The 19,034-nt window shown below is 44.0% G+C and carries 15 protein-coding genes and 1 tRNA gene; 12 read left to right on the top strand and 4 right to left on the bottom strand.

What is annotated here, in order from left to right; genetic code table 11:
• Window positions 1-26 precede the first annotated feature (26 nt).
• The 4 genes from RSJ42_RS14610 to RSJ42_RS14595 form a co-directional block, all read right to left on the bottom strand.
• The gene (locus RSJ42_RS14610; protein ID WP_410507997.1) at window positions 27-800 is read right to left on the bottom strand and encodes an energy-coupling factor transporter transmembrane component T family protein; all 774 of its coding nucleotides are present in this window, start codon (window positions 798-800) and stop codon (window positions 27-29) included.
• A 49-nt stretch (window positions 801-849) separates the two neighbouring features.
• On the bottom strand, window positions 850-1,698 hold the full coding sequence (locus tag RSJ42_RS14605; RefSeq protein WP_410507996.1) for an ATP-binding cassette domain-containing protein: 849 nt from the start codon (window positions 1,696-1,698) through the stop codon (window positions 850-852).
• Window positions 1,674-2,498 carry an energy-coupling factor transporter ATPase gene (locus RSJ42_RS14600; RefSeq protein WP_410507995.1) on the bottom strand — a complete coding sequence of 275 codons (825 nt, stop codon included), beginning with the start codon at window positions 2,496-2,498 and terminating at the stop codon, window positions 1,674-1,676. The genes RSJ42_RS14605 and RSJ42_RS14600 overlap by 25 nt, the downstream gene beginning before the upstream one ends.
• 75 nt (window positions 2,499-2,573) lie before the next feature.
• The gene (locus tag RSJ42_RS14595) at window positions 2,574-3,137 is read right to left on the bottom strand and encodes a biotin transporter BioY (protein WP_410507994.1); all 564 of its coding nucleotides are present in this window, start codon (window positions 3,135-3,137) and stop codon (window positions 2,574-2,576) included.
• A gap of 541 nt (window positions 3,138-3,678) precedes the next feature.
• Here RSJ42_RS14595 and RSJ42_RS14590 point away from each other — a divergent pair.
• From RSJ42_RS14590 to thiC, 12 genes are all read left to right on the top strand, one after another.
• A tRNA-Arg gene (locus RSJ42_RS14590) sits at window positions 3,679-3,753 on the top strand.
• A gap of 230 nt (window positions 3,754-3,983) precedes the next feature.
• On the top strand, window positions 3,984-4,439 hold the full coding sequence (locus RSJ42_RS14585; RefSeq protein WP_410507993.1) for an N-acetyltransferase: 456 nt from the start codon (window positions 3,984-3,986) through the stop codon (window positions 4,437-4,439).
• Window positions 4,440-4,707: 268 nt separating this feature from the next.
• Window positions 4,708-5,373, top strand: a complete 666-nt coding sequence (locus RSJ42_RS14580; RefSeq protein ID WP_410507992.1) for a DtxR family transcriptional regulator — start codon at window positions 4,708-4,710, stop codon at window positions 5,371-5,373.
• A gap of 114 nt (window positions 5,374-5,487) precedes the next feature.
• Complete coding sequence (gene feoB / locus RSJ42_RS14575; RefSeq protein ID WP_410507991.1) at window positions 5,488-7,401, top strand: ferrous iron transport protein B; 1,914 nt, start codon at window positions 5,488-5,490, stop codon at window positions 7,399-7,401.
• A 222-nt stretch (window positions 7,402-7,623) separates the two neighbouring features.
• The gene (locus tag RSJ42_RS14570) at window positions 7,624-7,866 is read left to right on the top strand and encodes a hypothetical protein (RefSeq protein ID WP_410507990.1); all 243 of its coding nucleotides are present in this window, start codon (window positions 7,624-7,626) and stop codon (window positions 7,864-7,866) included.
• An 861-nt stretch (window positions 7,867-8,727) separates the two neighbouring features.
• The gene (locus RSJ42_RS14565) at window positions 8,728-9,699 is read left to right on the top strand and encodes a hypothetical protein (protein WP_410507989.1); all 972 of its coding nucleotides are present in this window, start codon (window positions 8,728-8,730) and stop codon (window positions 9,697-9,699) included.
• Window positions 9,700-9,745: 46 nt separating this feature from the next.
• Window positions 9,746-13,273 (top strand): chromosome segregation protein SMC, encoded by a 3,528-nt coding sequence (gene smc, locus RSJ42_RS14560; RefSeq protein ID WP_410507988.1) that lies wholly within the window; start codon window positions 9,746-9,748, stop codon window positions 13,271-13,273.
• Window positions 13,266-14,270 (top strand): segregation/condensation protein A, encoded by a 1,005-nt coding sequence (locus tag RSJ42_RS14555; protein ID WP_410507987.1) that lies wholly within the window; start codon window positions 13,266-13,268, stop codon window positions 14,268-14,270. Before smc ends, RSJ42_RS14555 begins: the two co-directional genes overlap by 8 nt.
• Window positions 14,271-14,312: 42 nt before the next feature.
• On the top strand, window positions 14,313-15,437 hold the full coding sequence (gene scpB, locus RSJ42_RS14550; protein WP_410507986.1) for an SMC-Scp complex subunit ScpB: 1,125 nt from the start codon (window positions 14,313-14,315) through the stop codon (window positions 15,435-15,437).
• 184 nt (window positions 15,438-15,621) lie between these two features.
• Window positions 15,622-16,173, top strand: a complete 552-nt coding sequence (locus RSJ42_RS14545) for a TATA-box-binding protein (RefSeq protein WP_410507985.1) — start codon at window positions 15,622-15,624, stop codon at window positions 16,171-16,173.
• 124 nt (window positions 16,174-16,297) lie between these two features.
• Complete coding sequence (gene aglJ / locus RSJ42_RS14540; protein ID WP_410507984.1) at window positions 16,298-17,215, top strand: S-layer glycoprotein N-glycosyltransferase AglJ; 918 nt, start codon at window positions 16,298-16,300, stop codon at window positions 17,213-17,215.
• A 444-nt stretch (window positions 17,216-17,659) separates the two neighbouring features.
• On the top strand, window positions 17,660-18,946 hold the full coding sequence (gene thiC, locus RSJ42_RS14535) for a phosphomethylpyrimidine synthase ThiC (protein WP_410507983.1): 1,287 nt from the start codon (window positions 17,660-17,662) through the stop codon (window positions 18,944-18,946).
• Window positions 18,947-19,034 lie beyond the last annotated feature (88 nt).

Raw genomic sequence — 19,034 nt, 5'->3', positions numbered from 1 at the left:
CAAATAGATCACACATTCAAATACGTTTAGAACCTCAGCATAAGGACTGCAAAAATTATCAGAATTAAAAGGGTTGCCCAGTCTCTTTTTTGCATTACAAACTCATGCATCGAGGTTCTGCGGCTTCCCTGGTATCCTCTGCTTTCCATTGCAAGGGAAAGTTCTTCAGCGTCCCTGACAACGCCTCTTATAAGGGGAATTGCAAGCGCAGGGACCGAATGGAAAGGATTTTTCCCAAAATACATGCCTCTTGAAGCCTGGGCGGCTTTTGTCCGTTCTACCCTGTCAAAAAGAATGGGCAGAAAAGCTATTGAGAGATTCATCATTGTCGCAAGCTCATAGGAGTTCACACCCATCCAGCTAAGAGGCAGTGGACGCAGTATTCTCTCTATCCCGCTGGTGATTGCGGACGGGTCAGTACTGGCCGTCATAAGGGCGGCAAAAAGCAGGAGAAGTATAAACCGCGCAGAAAGCCTGATCCCGTTCTGGAGCCCCTCAAAGGTGGGGTGCAGGACCCCGAAAGAAACCAGCGCCTGTCCTTCTGTGAAGAACAACTGCGCAAGAAAAATGAATATAATAAACAGAACCATAGGCCTTACTGCCCGGAAAAATACCCTTGCTGGCAGTCCGGAGAATGAAGTGAGGGCGATGAAAAATGTAAAGAGAACTCCCATCCCGAAAAAACTTTCAGTCCTGAAAACCAGAATTCCCAGCAGCATTACGGCTGCAAGCTTTGTCCTGGGATCAAGCTTATGTAAATAGGATTTTCCAGGTATATAACTGAAAACAGGCTCTTTCATGCTCTCTTCTCTCTTTTACTTTTTACGGATTCCAGACTGACCTTTATGGTCATTTTTCAGGCTCCTTTTCAGCCTTTTCCTTTTCAATCAGTAATTTTACCCTCAGTATCTCTTCAAGGGCGTCCTCAACAGTAAATATACCCGGGTCTACCGGGATTCCTCTGGATTTAAGCTCTCTCATCATTGAAGCTACAGGAGGAAGAGGAACGTTTTCAGTCTCCATATATTCTTTTCTGCTTCCCTGAAAGCATATCCTCCCTTCTTTAACAAGCACTATTCTTTCCAGTAATGGGAAAAACCCTTTGAGGTTGTGGGTTACAGTTATAATTGTGGTTCCTTTATCCTTTATTTTTTTAAGGGTATCCAGGATTTCTTTTTTTCCGGCAGGGTCGAGTCCTGTTATAGGTTCGTCCAGCACAAGGTATTCAGGCCTGAGGGCAAGGGCACCTGCAAGTGCGACTCTCTGCATTTCTCCACCGCTCAGGCTGAGAGGGTCTCTGGACAGCATAGTACGGTAAAGAGAGACAGCTTCAAGGGCTTCAAAGATCCTTTCTTCGGTTTCTTTCCTGGAATATCCAAAATTCAGTGGCCCGAATGCTATCTCTTCATATACGGTCCTGCAAAAGAGCTGGTCAGCTGGCTGCTGAAATACCATTCCTACCCTGCTTTTAACCTTTTTTGAGGAAGGATCAAGCCCGTTAACAGTTACTTTTCCGGAATCAGGGTGCAAAAGGCCGTTGAACAGTTTTGTAAGCGTGGATTTTCCTGCGCCTTTTTCCCCCAGTATCCCCACAAATTCCCCTCTTTCGATGCGCAGGTTAACATCCTTCAGGGCTGCAATTTCAAGAGGAGAATTTCTTGAATAAAAAACGCTCACGTTTTCAAGAATAATCGGCATATTTCCTCCGCAAAACTGGAAGGAGAAGAGGTTTTATCCCAGGGGATTTCTATTCCATGGGTTTTCAGGTTCTCTGCAAGTTCTATCAGGGAAGGCGGAGTAAGCCCGATATCACGAAGATAAGGATCCGGGAGTACTTTTTCGGGTTCTCCTTCGAGCACTATTCTTCCCCTGTCCATTACGATAATCCGGTCTGCGGAATGTAGTTCTTCAAGGTTATGTGTGGTGTATACTATGGTTTTACCTTTTTCATGCAGCTTTTTTATGCGCTTAAGGACAGCTTCTCCGGAATCAGGATCAAGCATTGAGGTTACTTCGTCAAAAACAAGGCATTCAGGCTCCATTGTAAGGATTCCTGCAAGAGCCACACACTGTCCCTGCCCGCCGCTCAGAGCTTTTGGGGAATGGTATCTGTATTTTTGAAGTTTTATTTCATCAAGGGCTCTATCTATCCGCTTCCGGATTTCCGTCGGAGGGAGGCAAAGGTTTTCAGGCCCGAAAGCAAGGTCTTCTTCTACGGTCCTGCCAATAAACTGGGTTTCAGGATTCTGAAATACAATGCCAACAGTTTTCCTGATTTCCCGGATTTTTGAATATTCTCCTGTATCCATGCCCTTTACCATGACCTTTCCTTTCTGGGGTTTCAGGAGCCCGTTAAGGTGAAGAGCAAGAGTGGATTTTCCACTTCCGTTTCTGCCTATTATCCCGAGGTACTCCCCTTTTCTTATTGCCAGGTGTATGTTTCTGAGAGCAGGGGTTCCATCAGGGTAATTATAACATACGTTTTCGAGCCTTATCATGCGGAATCGGGGTTGCTTATTATTTATTTAGTAAAATCCTGTGACTCATTTTTGCAGGATATTGAGTCTCAGGTTTCAGAGCTTATAAGTTGAAGCGATATAAGCTGCAACTGCGGTTTTTATTATTTCTCCCGGAATAAAGGGAAGAGCTCCAAGGGCAAGGGCTGTCCTGAGTCCCATTTCAGCTACAATCATTAACTGAAAAACCCCAAGGGCATATATGATCAGAATTCCTGCGCTCATATTAAAGATATTGACCACAAGTCCGGATTTTTCTGCGCGTTCTGCTTTCTCAGCAAGCTTGCCTATAATGAAGGCAGCTATGATAAAACCAAAGATATATCCTCCTGTGGGCCCGAGAAGCACTCCTAACCCGGAACTGCCTCCCGAAAAGACCGGAAGCCCTGCAACACCCAGCAGGGTATACACAATCATGCTCAGGCTTCCCCATTTGCTCTTTAACATGCTCCCTGCAAGAAGGACAAAGAAAACCTGCAGTGTAACAGGAACAGGTGAAAAAGGTACGGGTATCTGTATGTAAGCTCCTGCAGCAGTCAGGGCTGCAAAAAGAGATGCAAAGACCATTTTCCTGAGTTCATTAGTGTGGGAATGATAAGAATCATCATGTCTTATATGCATGCTTTTTCCTTTTTTGATATTGTTTCTTTACCCGGTTTTCTGTCAGCTTTTTCGTTGTTTTTATTTGTTTTTATTATTTGTTTAAGTTCTTATAACCGAAAAAGCATCAGGTAAATATTTTTTTAAATATTTGAATTGAACCAGTGAATGAATTGAACTGGTGAACGAATAAACTGGTGAACGAATAAACTGGTGAATGAATTAGACTGGTAATGAATTAGACTGGTGAATGAATTAGACTGGTGAATTCAAATTCTTGATGGATACGGGGTAGTGTGGAGAATATCGTTAATTATATTATCCATTAGCCTCTCCCTCTGAAACTATCTTTCTGTAATTTAATCCTTATTGTCAACCTGGTTTGGTTACATGGTTTACATTAGATTTAAAACTTTCCTGCAACATCTTTCATAGAGCAGAATTACAGGCTTTGGAGCGATAATTAAATATACATCTTATGAGGGTATTATGGATACTTCACCTTTCACCTGGAATGCAGTTTTACAATACTGTTTCATTCCGTGTTCAGGGAATTCATCATGGGCGCGTGGCCTAGCCCGGATATGGCGGCAGCCTCCTAAGCTGTAAATCGGGGGTTCAAATCCCTTCGCGCCCGCTAAACTCCATTTTTTACTCGTATGTTTTTGCATTTCCTGCCTGTTCCTGTTACCCTTTTCCGTTTTTACATTCTCTTTATCTGGCTGTTTTTGCAGGTATGTCCAGGTAAATTATGGAAAATTTCTTATTCAGAAATACAATTATCTCCTATCTTCAGTACAGTAAATCTTTGCAGAACAGCATAACTTTCATTAAATTATAGAATTACCGCTTCAGAGGAAACAGGAATTGATCAGAAAAGCCCGGATAAGTGATGTTGTTGAGATGAAACAGATCATCAACATTTACGCCAAGGACGAGCTTATGCTTGCTCGTTCCCTCAGTGAGATGTATGAAAACATTAGGGACTTTTACGTATGTGAAATTGAAGGCGAAGTCGTGGGGTGCTGTGCCCTGCACATCGTATGGGAAGACCTTGCAGAGATCCTTGCTCTCGCGGTCAGACCCGATTGTGCAAGAAAAGGAGTTGGCACAAAGCTAGTCTCAGCCTGCCTTGAGGATGCGAAAAACCTCGAGATTAAAGAAGTCTTTGCTCTTACCTACGTGCCTGGGTTTTTTGAAACCCTGGGCTTCAATATAGTGGACAAAAACAGTCTCCCGAGAAAAATCTGGTCCGGATGCATCAGATGCCCTAAATTTCCGGATTGTAACGAGATTGCGGTTCTTAAATCTATTAAAGCCTGAAAGATTTACAGCCCTGTAAAGGTTATGAATCTGAAAGTTTTACAGGGCTTTAAGAGATTTTTTTCTTATGCCTCCTGTAATCTTTAATTTTAACTTTTCTCGATGAGCTCAGGTAATAAACTTCTGTTTTCGGACATTTCCGATAGGTGTTTATTCTTACAGATAAAAAACAAAAAGTATTTATCCAGTGATCATGCTGTTTAGGTTGTCCTAATTATTTGCCCTGGATATTTCGGACATGCGCTGGTGCGCTGGCGGGATGGTGTTAATGCATACAGATCGACTTGAAGAGTATCTCGAAACTATTCTATACCTTATTAAAAAAAATCAGAGCCCTGCAAAAACCAAACAGATTGCAGAAGAACTTAATGTATCGTCACCCAGTGTGACGGAAATGATAAAAAAGCTACATTCGATGGGATTTGTTGAGTATAAACCCTACCAGGGGGTTGAATTGACTGACAAAGGGGCTGAAGAAGCTGCCAGGATCAAAAGGAAGCACCAGGTGATTGAAACCTTCCTGGCTGAAGTCCTTGACTTTGACCGGAGGGAAGCACATAAGGAAGCATGTGAACTTGAACATGCGGTATCGGACTCGGTGCTTGAGAAGCTTTATGATTTTATGGGAAACCCGGAGTACTGCCCTGATGGGCATCCGATAAATATCGATAAAAATGATTTGCAGCGCGAAGAAGGGTTCATCCCTCTTGATGAGATGAGAGAAGGAAGTGCAGGCACAATTGCCAGGGTAACCCTTCCAAGAGAAACAAAAGAACGTTTAACCTCTCTTGGTATAATAACCGGCGAAGATATTCAGGTCCGGCGCAAGCAAAAACAGGGCTGTGTCTCGGTAATGGCTTTCGGGTCTGAGATTGCCCTTGGAAGGGATATAGCAAAGAAAATTTTCATCACTCCCAGAGGCAAGAACCTGTAAAAATGAATAAGGCTGGCATAACTTGCATGGAGAGCGGTTAATGGAGATGTGGTAAAGATTTCCAGTTCATGCTGTAATTACGAAAATAGAGATCAACATAGTCCTTCTTATGATTTGACATTCGCTTTCATAGGCAATCCTAGCGTTGGAAAAAGTGTTTTCTTTAGCAGGCTTACAGGAGTCGGAGTTGAAGTTTCGAATTATCCGGGCACTACGGTTTCACTTAAAACCGGAAATGTGAAAGTAAAAGACAGAACCATTGAAGTAGTTGACCTTCCTGGAATTTATTCTCTCGGAGTTACAAACGAAGATGAAAAGGTAACCAAGAGATACCTCATTGAAAACGCGCCTGATGTTATTATTAACGTCCTTGATGCAAGCAGGCTTGAGAGAAATCTTTATTTGACTCTTCGGTTGCTGGAACTCGATATCCCTATGGTTATTGCCCTGAACCAGGTAGATCTGGCGGCAGAGCTTGGAATCATTATTGATACGGATAAACTCTCTGAACTCCTTGGTCTTCCGGTGGTCCCGACTGTTGCGACCTGGGGGGTAGGGCTTGATGAGGTAGTTCTTGTAGCTCTCGGAGAGGTAGGAAAAGTCCAGAAGCACCACAGGATAAGATATAGCCAGTGGATTCGTCAGGCATTGTCAAGTCTTGACTATACTTTTCCCGATACATCTCAAAGTGTCAAGACCGCAGCCCTGTTAAATGACGCCGAATTTGTAGAACTATGCTGCATGCCTCCAGAAGCCCATGCAATTCTCTCTACTGCCAGGCGCCTCAGGCAGAATATTGAAATCGATCATGGAATTTCGGTTCCTGATACCGTCGCAAGAGACCTGTACGGAGAAGCAGGGTTTATAGTGGAGAGTGTGGTCTCAAATTTTGAGCCAAAAAAAAGGTTTCGAGACAGGATAGATCGAATTCTTACCTCTCCCAACTTCGGAATTCTGGTTCTCATATCCGCATTACTCATCACGTTTCTTCTTGTATTCAGGATAGGTGGCTTTCTTGAAACCTGGATTGTGAACGACCTCTTTGAGCCTTATATTATCCAGCCCATGGAAACAATGACTCTTGGCATGCCTCCTGTCCTCAGAAACCTGATTCTTTACTCTCTGCGCGGCGTAGAAGCCGGATTTGCAATTGCAATTCCGTACATTGCAGTTTTCTATGCTATCCTCTCCATATTCGAGGACTCAGGCTACCTGACAAGGGCAGCTTTTCTTCTGGATAACCTGACACATAAGCTCGGGCTTCACGGAAGGGCTGTTATCCCCCTGGTCCTTGGTTTTGGCTGCAATGTCCCTGCAATAATGGCAGTGCATGCTCTCGGCACAAGGAGGGAAAAGCGGATAGCTTCGCTTCTAATCTCTCTTGTCCCCTGCTCTGCGAGAACTGTTATTATCCTGGGCCTTGTAGGGACTTTTGTTGGTTTCTGGCCTGCGGTTTCTATCTATGTGTTTGAGATCGTTATCATTGCGGCAATGGGGTGGATCCTGGGGAGGACTCTTCCCGGGCAAAGGAGCGGTTTCATTATGGAAATGACTCCTCTCAGAAAACCTGAACTTAAATCAACCCTAAGGAAGACCTGGATGAAAAGCCGTGAGTTTTTATTTATTGCTTTTCCTCTGCTGCTTGCAGGGAGCGCAGCCCTGGGAATTGCTGATGCCCTGGGGCTTCTCTCCATTTTCCAGGATTTTGTAGAGCCTGTATCCGTAGGGCTTCTCGGGCTTCCGGCTTTTGCTGCAACAGCTCTTGTCTTTGGAATTCTCAGAAAAGAAATGGCGCTTCAGATCCTGGCAGTACTTGCAGGTACAGCCAATTTTGCGGCTGTGATGACCCCGCTCCAGATGTACCAGTTTGCAGTTATAACTACAATTTATGTCCCGTGTGTGGCAACGATTGCAGTACTGAAGCATGAGCTTGGCACAAAGGATACTGGAATGATTGTCATTTTCACAGTAGTCCTTGCTCTTGTGGCAGGCGTTTTAATCCGGGCTTTCGGGCCTCTTTTCCTTTAATTTTTATTTTTATCCTTTTTCTTTCATATCTTTCTTTTTTCCCTTTTATCCGGCCTCTCCCATTGAGCGATTCCTGTTGAGTAATCCTTTTCCTCCGTATCGGAGTAATTATTTCTCTGCATCAGGCACAATATTTATATATTAATAAACTTGTTTATTCCTTTTCTTTTTGTTCGCTATTAACGTTAATTATTAATACTTCGTGCATCGTGTTTACTTCCGATGACCAGGATTACCAATCACTCTCACAAAAATGTGTATAGTGTTATTATGGATATTTTCGAAATGGACCATTTTAGAGAACCGGAAGTTGATGAGGTTCAACTTTTTCTCGAAAGCACCGGAACTCACGGTTCGATTGTTAACGAAACTGCTCTGGAGATGGATTGCAGTACATCCCCTAAAGTACAGGCAAGGCAGAGTGTACTTCTTAACTTTGACGAGTCTATTCCGTCCATTCAATAACACTTCCCTGAGAAAAGTTACCGACCCCTATTGAAATCCAACTCTTTAACTCCTTTTGTTTTAGAGTTAGCTTCTGGGTTTCATTATCTATTTCGTAAAAATTCCGGCTTGAAACTTTTTTTGTTTGAAATTTCTGTTTGTTTATATCAAATCATCATCCGTACCCACTTTATGAATTCGCCCTCTTCTTCCCTGGGTACTGTTCTTAATCCATTTTTTATTTCTTTCTTTCCATAGTCTTTGAGACAGAATTCGTACTGGTACACCTATTTAATATTTTTCATACAAACTTTATCGAAAAATATTTATTCTACTTTCTGGCCACTTTTTTCTCAAAAAGTTGTTTGGCATGAAATTTCCTTTACTCTTATTTGAAATATCATATCTCCAGCTTTTATTGAGCTTGTTTCAAAATTATGTATAGCAATATTATCTCTTCAGAGGGGCGATTTTTCAGTATACGCATAATTTTCTCTGAAAAATTTAAAGGAATGGATTTTTTTCTTCTTCAGAGCATTTCCGAGTAGCCTCTCCACCTTTTAACTGATTACTCGAACTCTATCTTCTCCCTTCGAAAATTTCATATTTTATACTCTTTTTTTAATTTCACCATATGGTCTCTGTAATCGGTTTCAGAAAAGTTAATAAAGTCATCTTATTATAATATAATTTAAAGTAATTTAGGAACGGCTGAATACTATCGATTCCCATATATATATAAAGTAAGATTACATCTACTTTATACATTATTTAAATTTGCCTGATCAAAATCGATTTAATTATATTATAATGACACTCCATAATAGTTAACCTGCAGACATAAGTAACCCGGGACCCGAGTTTATTATTTGAGGTAGTTTCATGAGACCTGGACAGAGAGATATGAACAATTCCCCGCTTAAAAGGCGCCTTTCAATTACTTATGAGGAGCTTGAGACTCTAAAAAAATCAATAAAGACTTCGGTTCTCAATGAGCTTCAGGCCGAGGCAGAAAATAGTTCCGACCTTGATTCTTTTAAGGATCAAATTCTTTCCGAAATAAGAGCCGAGTTAAAAGGGCTTCCTGATTCTGCGTCACTCAGAGCGTCAATTCTTGGCGAGATCAGGTCCGAATTAATTTCCGGCAAAAAAGACGAATCCGAAGATATTGACCAGAGGGTGAAAGAACTTGCCGGAATTCAGGACGGTCTTGTCAGGGAACTGCTTGACCAGAAAATGATCATAAAGAAACTGGAAGCAGATATCGAAAGGCTTTCAAAAGCACTTGAAGGCAAGCAAAATACTATTACCTATTCTCCTTCCCTTCCTGTTCCTGCCCTTGAAGATCCACTTGACCTACCTCCTCTTTCCAGAAAACCACAGCGTAAACTTGAATTCAGGAAAGAAAATCCTTCTTCACGCGAGCCAGTTGATTTCAGAGAATCTCCCGCATCCCTGCCAGGCACAAATGCAAAAATTCAATTAAAAATAAAAGAGGTTGAGCCCAGGGAGCTTGATGCCAAAGAACCCGTCGAAACAAAGTGCGAGTACATTATCGCCGAGAGCGGAGATCGAAAAAGGTTTAGAGGCACTCCCAGGCAGTCAACTCCAATAATAGAGGCTCCTTCTGGGCATTTATTCCCTCCAGGGCCGCCGGTCTCTTCGAGGTCCAGGTCTCCTGTGAGGACAGAGCCTGCAGGAATCCGGCAGGACGATGATTATAAGTGTGAATATATTATCGCCGAAAAAGCTTCTAAGAAGTATATAATTGACGAGTCTGTTGACCGCAGAGATAGCGAGGATGCGGAACTCATAACCTGCAGCCGTAAAGATTCCAGAGCGAGACGAGGCTGAGAGAAACGAAAATTTCCTCAAAAACGCAAAACCTCAGAGGCATTCTGTGTACATAAAAGAGATTGAGTTCGTTAATTTCAAGTCCTTCGGAAAAAAAGTAAAGATTTCCTTTTACAACGACTTCACCACTATTTCAGGTCCTAACGGGAGTGGAAAGTCAAACATCATAGATGGGATTCTCTTTGCACTCGGGCTCACGAGTTCCAGGACACTGAGGGCTGAAAAACTCACGGACCTTATTTATAATGGAGACGAGGCCAAAAAGCCTGACTTTGCCCAGGTTACGATCCGTTTTGACAATACCGACCGCAAAATGCCGTTAGAGCTCGATGAAATTGAAGTTTCAAGAAAGGTCAGGCGGACAAAAAATGCCTATTACAGTTACTTTTATTTTAACGGAAAAGCCGTGAGCCTTGGTGAAATCCATTCCCAGCTTGCAAAGGCAGGAGTAACGCCCGAAGGCTACAACGTTGTAATGCAGGGAGATGTCACACAGATTATTTCCATGAGCTCTGTAGAAAGGCGAAAGATTATTGACGAGATTGCCGGGGTTGCGGAGTTTGACGAGCGCAAACAAAAAGCACTTGGGGAGCTTGAAATTGTCAGGCAGCAGATTGAACGAGTGGACATTATCCTTGAAGAAGTGCGTACCCAGCTCGAAAAGCTCTCAGGGGAACGGGACCAGGCCCTGAAATACCAGTCTCTAAAGGATGAGAAGATTAAGTTTGAAGGTTATGTCCTTCTCTCCAAACTCAAGGACGCCAGGGCCGAACTGGAAAATGTGGATAAGGAACTCTCAGGGAAAGAAGAGCACTTCGAAAAAGTACAGGTGCTGCTGAACGAAAGGATCCAGGAACTGGAAGCCCTTGAAAAATCCCTGGAAAACCTCTCCCTTGAAATCCGGAAAAAAGGGGAAGACGAACAGCTGCAGGTTAAAAGGGAAATAGAGGAAACAAAAGGGGAAATATCCCGCTGCGTTGACAGCATCGAAGTTACCGAATCAGAACTCGAAGAAGCTGATGCACGGCGCAGAAAAGCATTCGTTGACATTGATTCCACAAAAGGCAAGGTTAGAGAGCTTGAAGAGAAGATAGAAACTGAAAACGTAAGGAAGGAAAGCATCTCTGCAGAACTTTTCGAAAGAAAGACCGAGCGTATGCTGCTTCAGAGCAGGATTGCCGATATAGATGCAAAATTTGCAGCAACAAGGGACGAGCTTATGGCTGCCCGCAAAAAGCTCGAGGATGTTAAAAACGAAAAGAATGAGCTTATCCGGAATGAAGACAGGCTTCTTGACGCTCTCAGGAGGAAGTCCTCGGAACTGCGTGAGATTGAAAACCAGATCAAGGACGCACAGGCCGCAGTCACTGCTTCGGACAGCGATACACTTTCTGTCCAGTATGAAGTAGAAAAACTCACGAATAACCTTGAGTCTCTCATAAAAGACCGCGACGATATAGAGAGCAGCCATTTCAGGATCAAAGAAGACATAAAGAAACTTGAGAGCAGGCTTCACACCCTCCAGCAGGAATATGCAATTGCCGAGGCAAGAGTCCGGGCTTCGGAACAGGGCGGAGGTTACTCAAGAGCCGTCGAAATGGTAATCGGGGCTTCCAGGCAGGAAGACCTCTTCGGAATCCACGGGACCATTGCTCAGTTAGGAAAAGTAGACCGCAGGTATGCGGCTGCCCTTGAGGTTGCTGCAGGGAACAGGATGCAAGCCATTGTCGTGGATACTGACGCCGATGCTGCAGAAGCTATAGAATTCCTTAAACGGAAAAAAGGCGGCAGGGCTACATTTCTTCCGCTTAATAAAATGAGAGATTCAAGAAGGCTTGAAAGCCTAAATTACGAAAACGGAGTAATTGGTTACGCAATTGACCTTATCGAATTCGATCCAGCCTTCGAGCCTGCTTTCTGGTATGTTTTTCAGGATACCCTGGTTATGGAAGACCTTTCCAGTGCCCGCCGCCTGATGGGAAGGGCGAGAATGGTCACTCTTGAAGGCGAGCTTCTTGAAAAGAGCGGGGCAATGGTCGGGGGCTCTCTTTCTTCAAAATCAGGTATCTCTTTTGCCGCTGCGGAAAAAGATAAACTCCTTGAGCTTGCGGAAGAGATAAGGTCCCTTGATGCAAGCCGGAATGCGGCAATCAGTAAACAGGACAGCATTGAAAGCCATGTTTTTGAATTGAGCCGGAAGATCCGCGACTGTGAGTCTACGATTTCCAGAAAAGAGCTCGAGATTCAGGAAATTGCTGGCAGGGAAGCAAAACTTGCAGAGCTCCTTGAAGCCAAACAGGCAGACCTGAAAGCAATAGAAGAATCGAGAACCGAGCTCAGGGCTGAAATGGACAGGGTAATTGCTGAAAAGGCGGAAAAGGAAAGCATTGCAGCTGAACTTGAGGCTCAGGTTGCCGAACTTGAGGCAAAGCTTGCTGATTCTCCCCTACCCGAAATCAATAAAAAAGCCGATTTTGTTGACGAAGAACTCCGCAGGCTCGACGGCAGGATAAGGGATACGGAAGCCAGCCTGAATGCCCTGCATCTTGAAAAAGAATATGCTGAGCAGAAGATCAACGAAGCCAAGGAGCTTATAAGAGATCTTGATGAAAAGAAAGCTTCAAGACGTGAAAGAGTGGATTCTCTTAAAGCAAAAATCACTGAACTTGAAGCGCAGCTTGAAGAGAAACAGAAACGTGAACTCCAGCTTTCCGACGAGCTTATAGGGCTCCAGAAAGAAAGGGAAAATGTTCAGGCTGAACATAATGCTGTAAAGCGCAGGGTCAGCATAGCTGCAACAACCCTTGAAAAGGCAAAGCAGCAGGTACTTACTCTCACAGCTACGAAAAATGCACTTTTCGACCAGGAAAAGCAGCTGCTTGAAGAGGTACGGAGGAGAGGACTCGAAGAGACCTCAGAGGTCCCGAGTTATGAAACCGTTTACATGAGGATTCAGGCAATCGAAGAAGCCATGCGCAGGCTTGAACCTGTAAACATGCGGGCAATAGATGAATATAACGAGGTAGAGTTCAGGCTTTCCGACCTGCAGGGCAAACGCGATACGCTCTTTACCGAGAGGGAACAGCTCCTGGAACGCATTGACCAGTATGAACAGCTTAAGCGGGACGCCTTTATGGAAGCCTATACAATCATTAATGCTAACTTTAGAGAGATCTTTTACGAACTTTCCGACGGCATGGGAGAACTCCTGCTTGAAAACCCGGACGACCCATTTGCCGGAGGGATGACTTTGAGGGCCCAGCCGAAAGAAAAAACCCTCCAGCGCATAGAAGCCATGTCAGGAGGAGAAAAGAGTCTTACTGCACTTGCTTTTATATTCGCAATCCAGCAGTACCGCCCTGCTCCGTTCTATGCTTTTGACGAAATTGACATGTTCCTTGACGGCTGGAATGTGGAGAGAGTCTCAAGGCGAGTTAAAACATCGGGCTCAAAGGTCCAGTTCATTGTTGTTTCTTTAAGAAAACCCATGATTCAGGCTGCAAACCGGACGATCGGGGTTACAATGCAGGAGAATAATATCACGAGTATTACCGGAGTGAAGCTTAATGGCTGAAATCATAGACAATTCGGCACTTGATATTTCCGGACTTGCTTCTCCCGAGATCTGTGATTCCGGGGAAAAGGATTCTCTTTTTTCAGACCCTGAAGCTTTCGGGCTTTCGACAACTCTTTCTTACCTCGGCATTGACCTTTCTCTTCTTGACCTCTCTGAATTTGACACATATGAGCCCCTGGGCATTCTGGTCGAACTTGCAAAAGACGGAAAGATCGATCCCTGGGATATTGATGTTGTACAGCTAACCGATACTTTTCTGAACAGGATAGAAGAACTCCAGAAAATGGACCTCAGGATTTCTTCAAGGACTCTCCTTTATTCTGCTATTCTTCTCCGGATGAAATCTTCATTAATCCTGGAACCAGAAGAGGAGGAACAAGAGGACTTTGACACTGGCTTTTTCGATGACGAAGAGCTGCCTGAGCCTGATGAGTTCCCTGTTCCGAAGCTTCCTGTCCGGCGCATTTCCACAAGACCTGTCACTCTGAACGAACTTATTGTGGAACTAAAAAAAGCCGAAAAGACGCTATCAAGGAAAAATGAAAGGAAATCCCGCCTGGCAGCGGAAGAGTCTGATGTCCCTGATGCCCTTCCTGCTACAGGAGATGTGCTCGGGATTGCCCATGACGAGGCTATCGGCTCAAGGCTTGTGCTTATCTGGGGAAGGCTTGTTGAACTCTTTATGAAGCAGCCTGTTGTGGAATTTTCTTTCCTGGCTCAAATGAGTGAAGACAAAATTATGGATTACCTTTCCCTTCTTTTCCTTGCTTCAAGCAGAAAAATCTGGCTTTTCCAGAATGAGCTTTTCAAAGAACTGTATATTTATCCCGGTGAAGAATCCGGTTTTTCCACGGAAAACAATCCCCCTCTTTTTCACCAGATGAAACAGGACTTAACAGAAGCTGTTTCAGAACCCGGAGAGGCAGGGCATCCTGAAATCCTTTCGTTTGAACCTGAATGCATAAATTCGGATTCTCCTGAAGAAGCAAGTTAATTACCTGAGTATACTTTATTCTCTTTTCTGGTCGTGAAATTTATGAGTGAGCTTGAAATTATCGAAGCGGCTCTTTTTGCTGCAGGCAGGGCAGTAAGCCTTGAAAAACTTATGAAGATTACCGGAAAGCCGAAAAAAAATGTCTCTTCTGCAGTGCAGGAGCTGATGGAGGCTTACTCTTCCCGTAAATCAGGTCTTGAAATCCTGGACCTTGGGGACCGCTATGTCATGCAGGTAAAGCCGGAGTATTCCGAACTTATGAGGGAGGTCGCCCCAAAAGAGCTCTCAGCACCTAAACTGAGGACTTTATCCATGATTGCCTATCATCAGCCTCTTCTCCAGTCCGATCTTATCGAAATGAGAGGCAGTGGAGCCTATGACCATATAAAAGACCTGATTGAAAGGGGTTTTGTCGATTCCGTGCCCTGCGGGAGGAGCAGGCAGCTTTCCACAACTTCATTGTTTGCAGATTATTTCGGGCTCAAAAAGAACGACCCTAAAGCCATAAAAGAAAAAATAATCGAGCTATTAAGGGCTCAGGGCGGACAGAGTGAGATAAACCTCTGGGTCGGGAAAAAGACCATTGCCGTAACTCCAATGTACGAACCACTTATGAAAATGTGCGGAATTAAGGACTATTTTGTTGCAAATGCTTACTGCCCTTCCAAAGAAGAGATCTCCCGTCTTCTTGAAGCCGATGTACTCGTGGTCACAGCCGGCTACCTTGACGCTGTAAAGCAGCACTGTGACGGCGAAATCCTCGAGGTGCGCTCGACAACCTTTGGAGACCTTATTGAAGCAATTTCTTTAATGTCCGAAGAGCTTTCCGATGAGGTGGACCCCGGAATGGTAGAAGAATCCCTCCGGAAGATTCGGGAAGCCAGGGAAAGGTACATAGCTTCAGCCCTTCTTATTGAGAAGAAAGTAAAGCCTGCAACCGAAATGGTTTCAAAAATCGTTAATGACCTTAATATAAGGATCTCTACTGACGGCATCCTTATTGCTCCTGATTACGGGACTTCAACCGAAGGCGTTAGTATCGGGAAAGGGGCTAAAATCCTGGTCCCAACTCACCGCAGTGTGGAAGGAGATCTTCTTGAAAGAGTTTGCAAAAAATATGATGCTATTATTGAAGGCTTAAAAAGTTGTGAAGATAATTCACTTTAAAGCCAACTCGGGTGCCCTTTTCTCTCCTAATTTTTTTAATCCTACTGGCGCCCACGATTTAAGCTTTTCTGTTGCATTTATATCCTTTATATATAGCATTTATATACTATGCGAGGCATTTAACTATAGCTTTATATACTGGTTAGAGGATATTACTTTTGCTTTATATACTGAGGGTTGACTAATGAGCGAATCTAGCATTAAAATTGAGAATGTGGTCGCATCCACCAAACTCGCCGAAGAGTTTGATTTAACTGTGATCGAATCCCAGTTCGAAGGAGCTGAATATAATAAGCAGAAGTTCCCTGGGCTCGTCTACAGAGTTTCTGACCCTAAAGCTGCTTTTCTGGTTTTTACTTCCGGGAAGGTTGTCTGTACAGGAGCAAAAAACGTTGCTGACGTGCACACAGTTATTGGAAACATGGCAAAAAAGCTGAACAGCATCGGAATCAAAACAATGGAGAACCCGCAGATCACTGTTCAAAATATAGTTGCCTCAGCAGACCTGCACACTATTCTTAACCTCAATGCAATTGCAATAGGGCTTGGGCTTGAGAACATCGAATACGAACCCGAGCAGTTTCCGGGTCTTGTTTACAGGATCGATGAGCCTAAAGTGGTTGTCCTTATTTTCAGTTCTGGAAAACTGGTTGTTACTGGAGGAAAGTCCCCCGAAGACTGCGAGAGGGGCGTAGAAGTAGTTCGCCAGCAGCTAGACAACATGGGGCTTTTATAAAACCCTCAAACCTTTTTATATACTATACCCATTTTTAATCTGCCTCCCTGACATAGGGGAATATTGAAATAAAAACGGATTCTGCTATATGCGTAAAGGCTCAGGCAGAGGATATGTGTGAAACGTGAATAATGCAGATGTTTGCATCCTTATTCCTACCCTTAACGAAGCTGCAACGATAGGGGAACTCATTAAAAATTTCAAGAAAGAAGGCTTTTCCAATATTCTGGTAATCGATGGAAACAGTAAGGATGGGACAGCGCAGATTGCGGAAGCAGAAGGCGCAAGAGTTATCCTGCAGACCGGAAAGGGGAAGGGGCAGGCAATGATTCAGGCTTTCGAACTTATCGAGAGCCCATATATAATAATGGTTGACGGGGATGGAACGTACCTTGCAAGAGAAGCATCTTCTCTTCTCAAGCCTGTTCTGGAAGGAAGAGCCGACCACGTTATAGGCAACCGACTTAATAAGTATTCTCCCGGGGCTTTCACAAAACTGAACCTGATAGGAAACCATCTGATAAATACTCTCTTTGATATCGTCTACGGGGTAGAACTAAGGGATATTCTTTCGGGTTACCGTGCGTTTACACTTGAAAGTATAAGGGAGCTTGAGCTTAACAAAACAGGCTTTGAGATTGAGACCGAAATCTCGGTAGAGTGCATCCTTAAAAAGCAGAGGGTCGAAGAGATCTCGATCACTTATTTGCCCAGAAGTAAAAAAGGCGCAACCAAGCTAAACCCGGTAAAAGACGGAATAAGAATCGGTTCTACCATTTACAGGCTCGCAAAAGTTCATAATCCTATGTTTTATTTCGGGATTATAGGTTTTGCCTTTATTCTGGCAGGTCTGTTTACAGGAACCTTCGTAGTAGCCCAGTGGCTCCAGGGAATCACACGTATCCCCCTTTCTATTCTCACGGCCTTGCTTATCATATTCGGGCTCCAGATGTTCATTTTCGGGATGCTCAGTGACCTTATAGTTACTCTCCACAGGCAAACTGTTAACTTAATCCAGGATAGAAATAAGCAGAGGAGATAATCCGTAAGTTTCAAAATCTCCTGGTCATCTTTCGTTTCATAATCTTCCGGCCACCTCCGGTTTTTGTGCATATTTTTCAGACATCTTCAGATAATTCTTTCCCTCGTTCTATGCTTACTTCTTGCAGCCTATTTTTCATTCTTTTTTCATTCTTTTTTCCTTAATTTTCTCATAATAAATATTCATTCCGCACAAGTTTACTTGTCTTAAAATCAGGCATACTTTGGAGATTCTTTATAAATAACTTATTTTAATCTTCGGTTTTATATTTTCAGCATCAAAAGGCATGTAAGTAAAGTAAAGTTGTTTAAGATTAAAGTTAATTTTTTAAATAGTGTTATATATAATTACTTTCCTTTTATGATCTAACTCATAATCCCTTTACTTATACACGAACATTTCACGATAATCTTACATACTAAATGAAAGCTTGAGGTAATAAAGATGACAATTGTGGAAGATGCACAGAAAGGAATTATCACCGAAGAGATGAAGATTGTTGCAAAGGATGAAGGACTTGACCCTGAATTCATCCGCCGCGGTGTTGCAGCCGGAAGAATCGTTATCCCAACCTCCCCTTACAGACAGGTTAAGATCTGCGGTATCGGAGAAGGGCTCAGGACCAAAGTCAACGCCTCTATCGGTGTATCCTCGGACATCGTTGATCCAGATATGGAAGTTCAGAAAGCAATCGCTGCAGAAAAAGCAGGTGCTGACACCCTCATGGAGCTCGGGACCGGCGGAGACTTCCTCGGAATCAGGAAGAAAGTCATTGACAGCATCTCCCTTTCAGTAGGTTCAGTGCCTCTCTACCAGGCTTTCATTGAAGCTGCAAGAAAATACGGCTCAATCGTCCACATGACAGAAGATGAGCTCTTCAACGCAACCGAAGCCCAGGCAAAACTCGGAACCAACTTTATGGCAATCCACACAGGGATTAACAACATCACCCTTGACAGGCTTAAAGCCCACGGCAGGTATGGGGGTCTTTGCTCACGCGGCGGCGCTTTCATGAGCTCCTGGATGCTCCACAACGAAAAGGAAAATCCGCTTTACGCAAACTTCGACTACCTTGTTGAAATCCTTAAGGAACATGAAGTTGTCCTTTCCACAGGAAATGGAATGCGTGCAGGTGCAGTCCATGACGCAACCGACCGCGCCCAGATCCAGGAATTGATCATCAACTCTGAAATGGCTGACAAGGCACACAAGCAGGGTCTGCAGGTTATTGTAGAAGGTCCTGGTCACGTCCCGCTTGACCAGATCGCAACCAACGTAAAGCTCATGAAGGAAATGAGCGGTCACAAGCCCTTCTACATGCTCGGTCCTCTCGTTACTGATGTCGCCCCCGGATATGACCACATCGTAACCGCAATCGGTGCATCCGTATCCGCATCATATGGCTGTGACTTCCTCTGCTACGTAACACCTGCAGAGCACCTTGCACTCCCGAACCTCGAAGACGTCATTACCGGTGTCAAGACCTCCAGAATTGCAGCCCACGTCGGTGACATGATAAAGTACCCTGACAGGGCAAGACAGTGGGACCTTGACATGGGCAGAGCAAGAAGAGAACTCGACTGGGAAAAGATGTACTCCCTTGCAATCGACCCGGAGCACGCAAGAGCGGTCAGGAACAGCAGGGCACCCGAAGACACGGACGCATGCACAATGTGCGGCAACTTCTGCGCCCTCAAGATCGTTAACCAGAACTACAACCTTGCAAAATAAGCAGGTGCTGGTTGAACTGTAAAGTAAAGCCTTCGGGCTTTACCAGCTTACCCTTTTTAAATCTTTTTTCACGACATTGTTCTCACTC

It is taken from the genome of Methanosarcina hadiensis, from assembly GCF_046529725.1.
Lineage (GTDB): Archaea > Halobacteriota > Methanosarcinia > Methanosarcinales > Methanosarcinaceae > Methanosarcina > Methanosarcina hadiensis.
The sequence above is the reverse complement of the archived record's forward strand: the minus strand, read 5'-3'. Positions and strand labels throughout refer to the sequence as shown.

Bases quoted from the DNA above. Each gene is read 5' to 3' on its own strand.
- RSJ42_RS14545 (WP_410507985.1), top strand. From the start codon at position 15,622: ATGAGCGAATCTAGCATTAAAATTGAGAATGTGGTCGCATCCACCAAA.
- thiC (WP_410507983.1), top strand. From the start codon at position 17,660: ATGACAATTGTGGAAGATGCACAGAAAGGAATTATCACCGAAGAGATG.
- RSJ42_RS14610 (WP_410507997.1), bottom strand. From the start codon at position 800: ATGAAAGAGCCTGTTTTCAGTTATATACCTGGAAAATCCTATTTACAT.
- RSJ42_RS14600 (WP_410507995.1), bottom strand. From the start codon at position 2,498: ATGATAAGGCTCGAAAACGTATGTTATAATTACCCTGATGGAACCCCT.
- RSJ42_RS14555 (WP_410507987.1), top strand. From the start codon at position 13,266: ATGGCTGAAATCATAGACAATTCGGCACTTGATATTTCCGGACTTGCT.
- RSJ42_RS14605 (WP_410507996.1), bottom strand. From the start codon at position 1,698: ATGCCGATTATTCTTGAAAACGTGAGCGTTTTTTATTCAAGAAATTCT.
- RSJ42_RS14595 (WP_410507994.1), bottom strand. From the start codon at position 3,137: ATGCATATAAGACATGATGATTCTTATCATTCCCACACTAATGAACTC.
- RSJ42_RS14565 (WP_410507989.1), top strand. From the start codon at position 8,728: ATGAGACCTGGACAGAGAGATATGAACAATTCCCCGCTTAAAAGGCGC.
- RSJ42_RS14580 (WP_410507992.1), top strand. From the start codon at position 4,708: ATGCATACAGATCGACTTGAAGAGTATCTCGAAACTATTCTATACCTT.
- RSJ42_RS14570 (WP_410507990.1), top strand. From the start codon at position 7,624: ATGACCAGGATTACCAATCACTCTCACAAAAATGTGTATAGTGTTATT.
- scpB (WP_410507986.1), top strand. From the start codon at position 14,313: ATGAGTGAGCTTGAAATTATCGAAGCGGCTCTTTTTGCTGCAGGCAGG.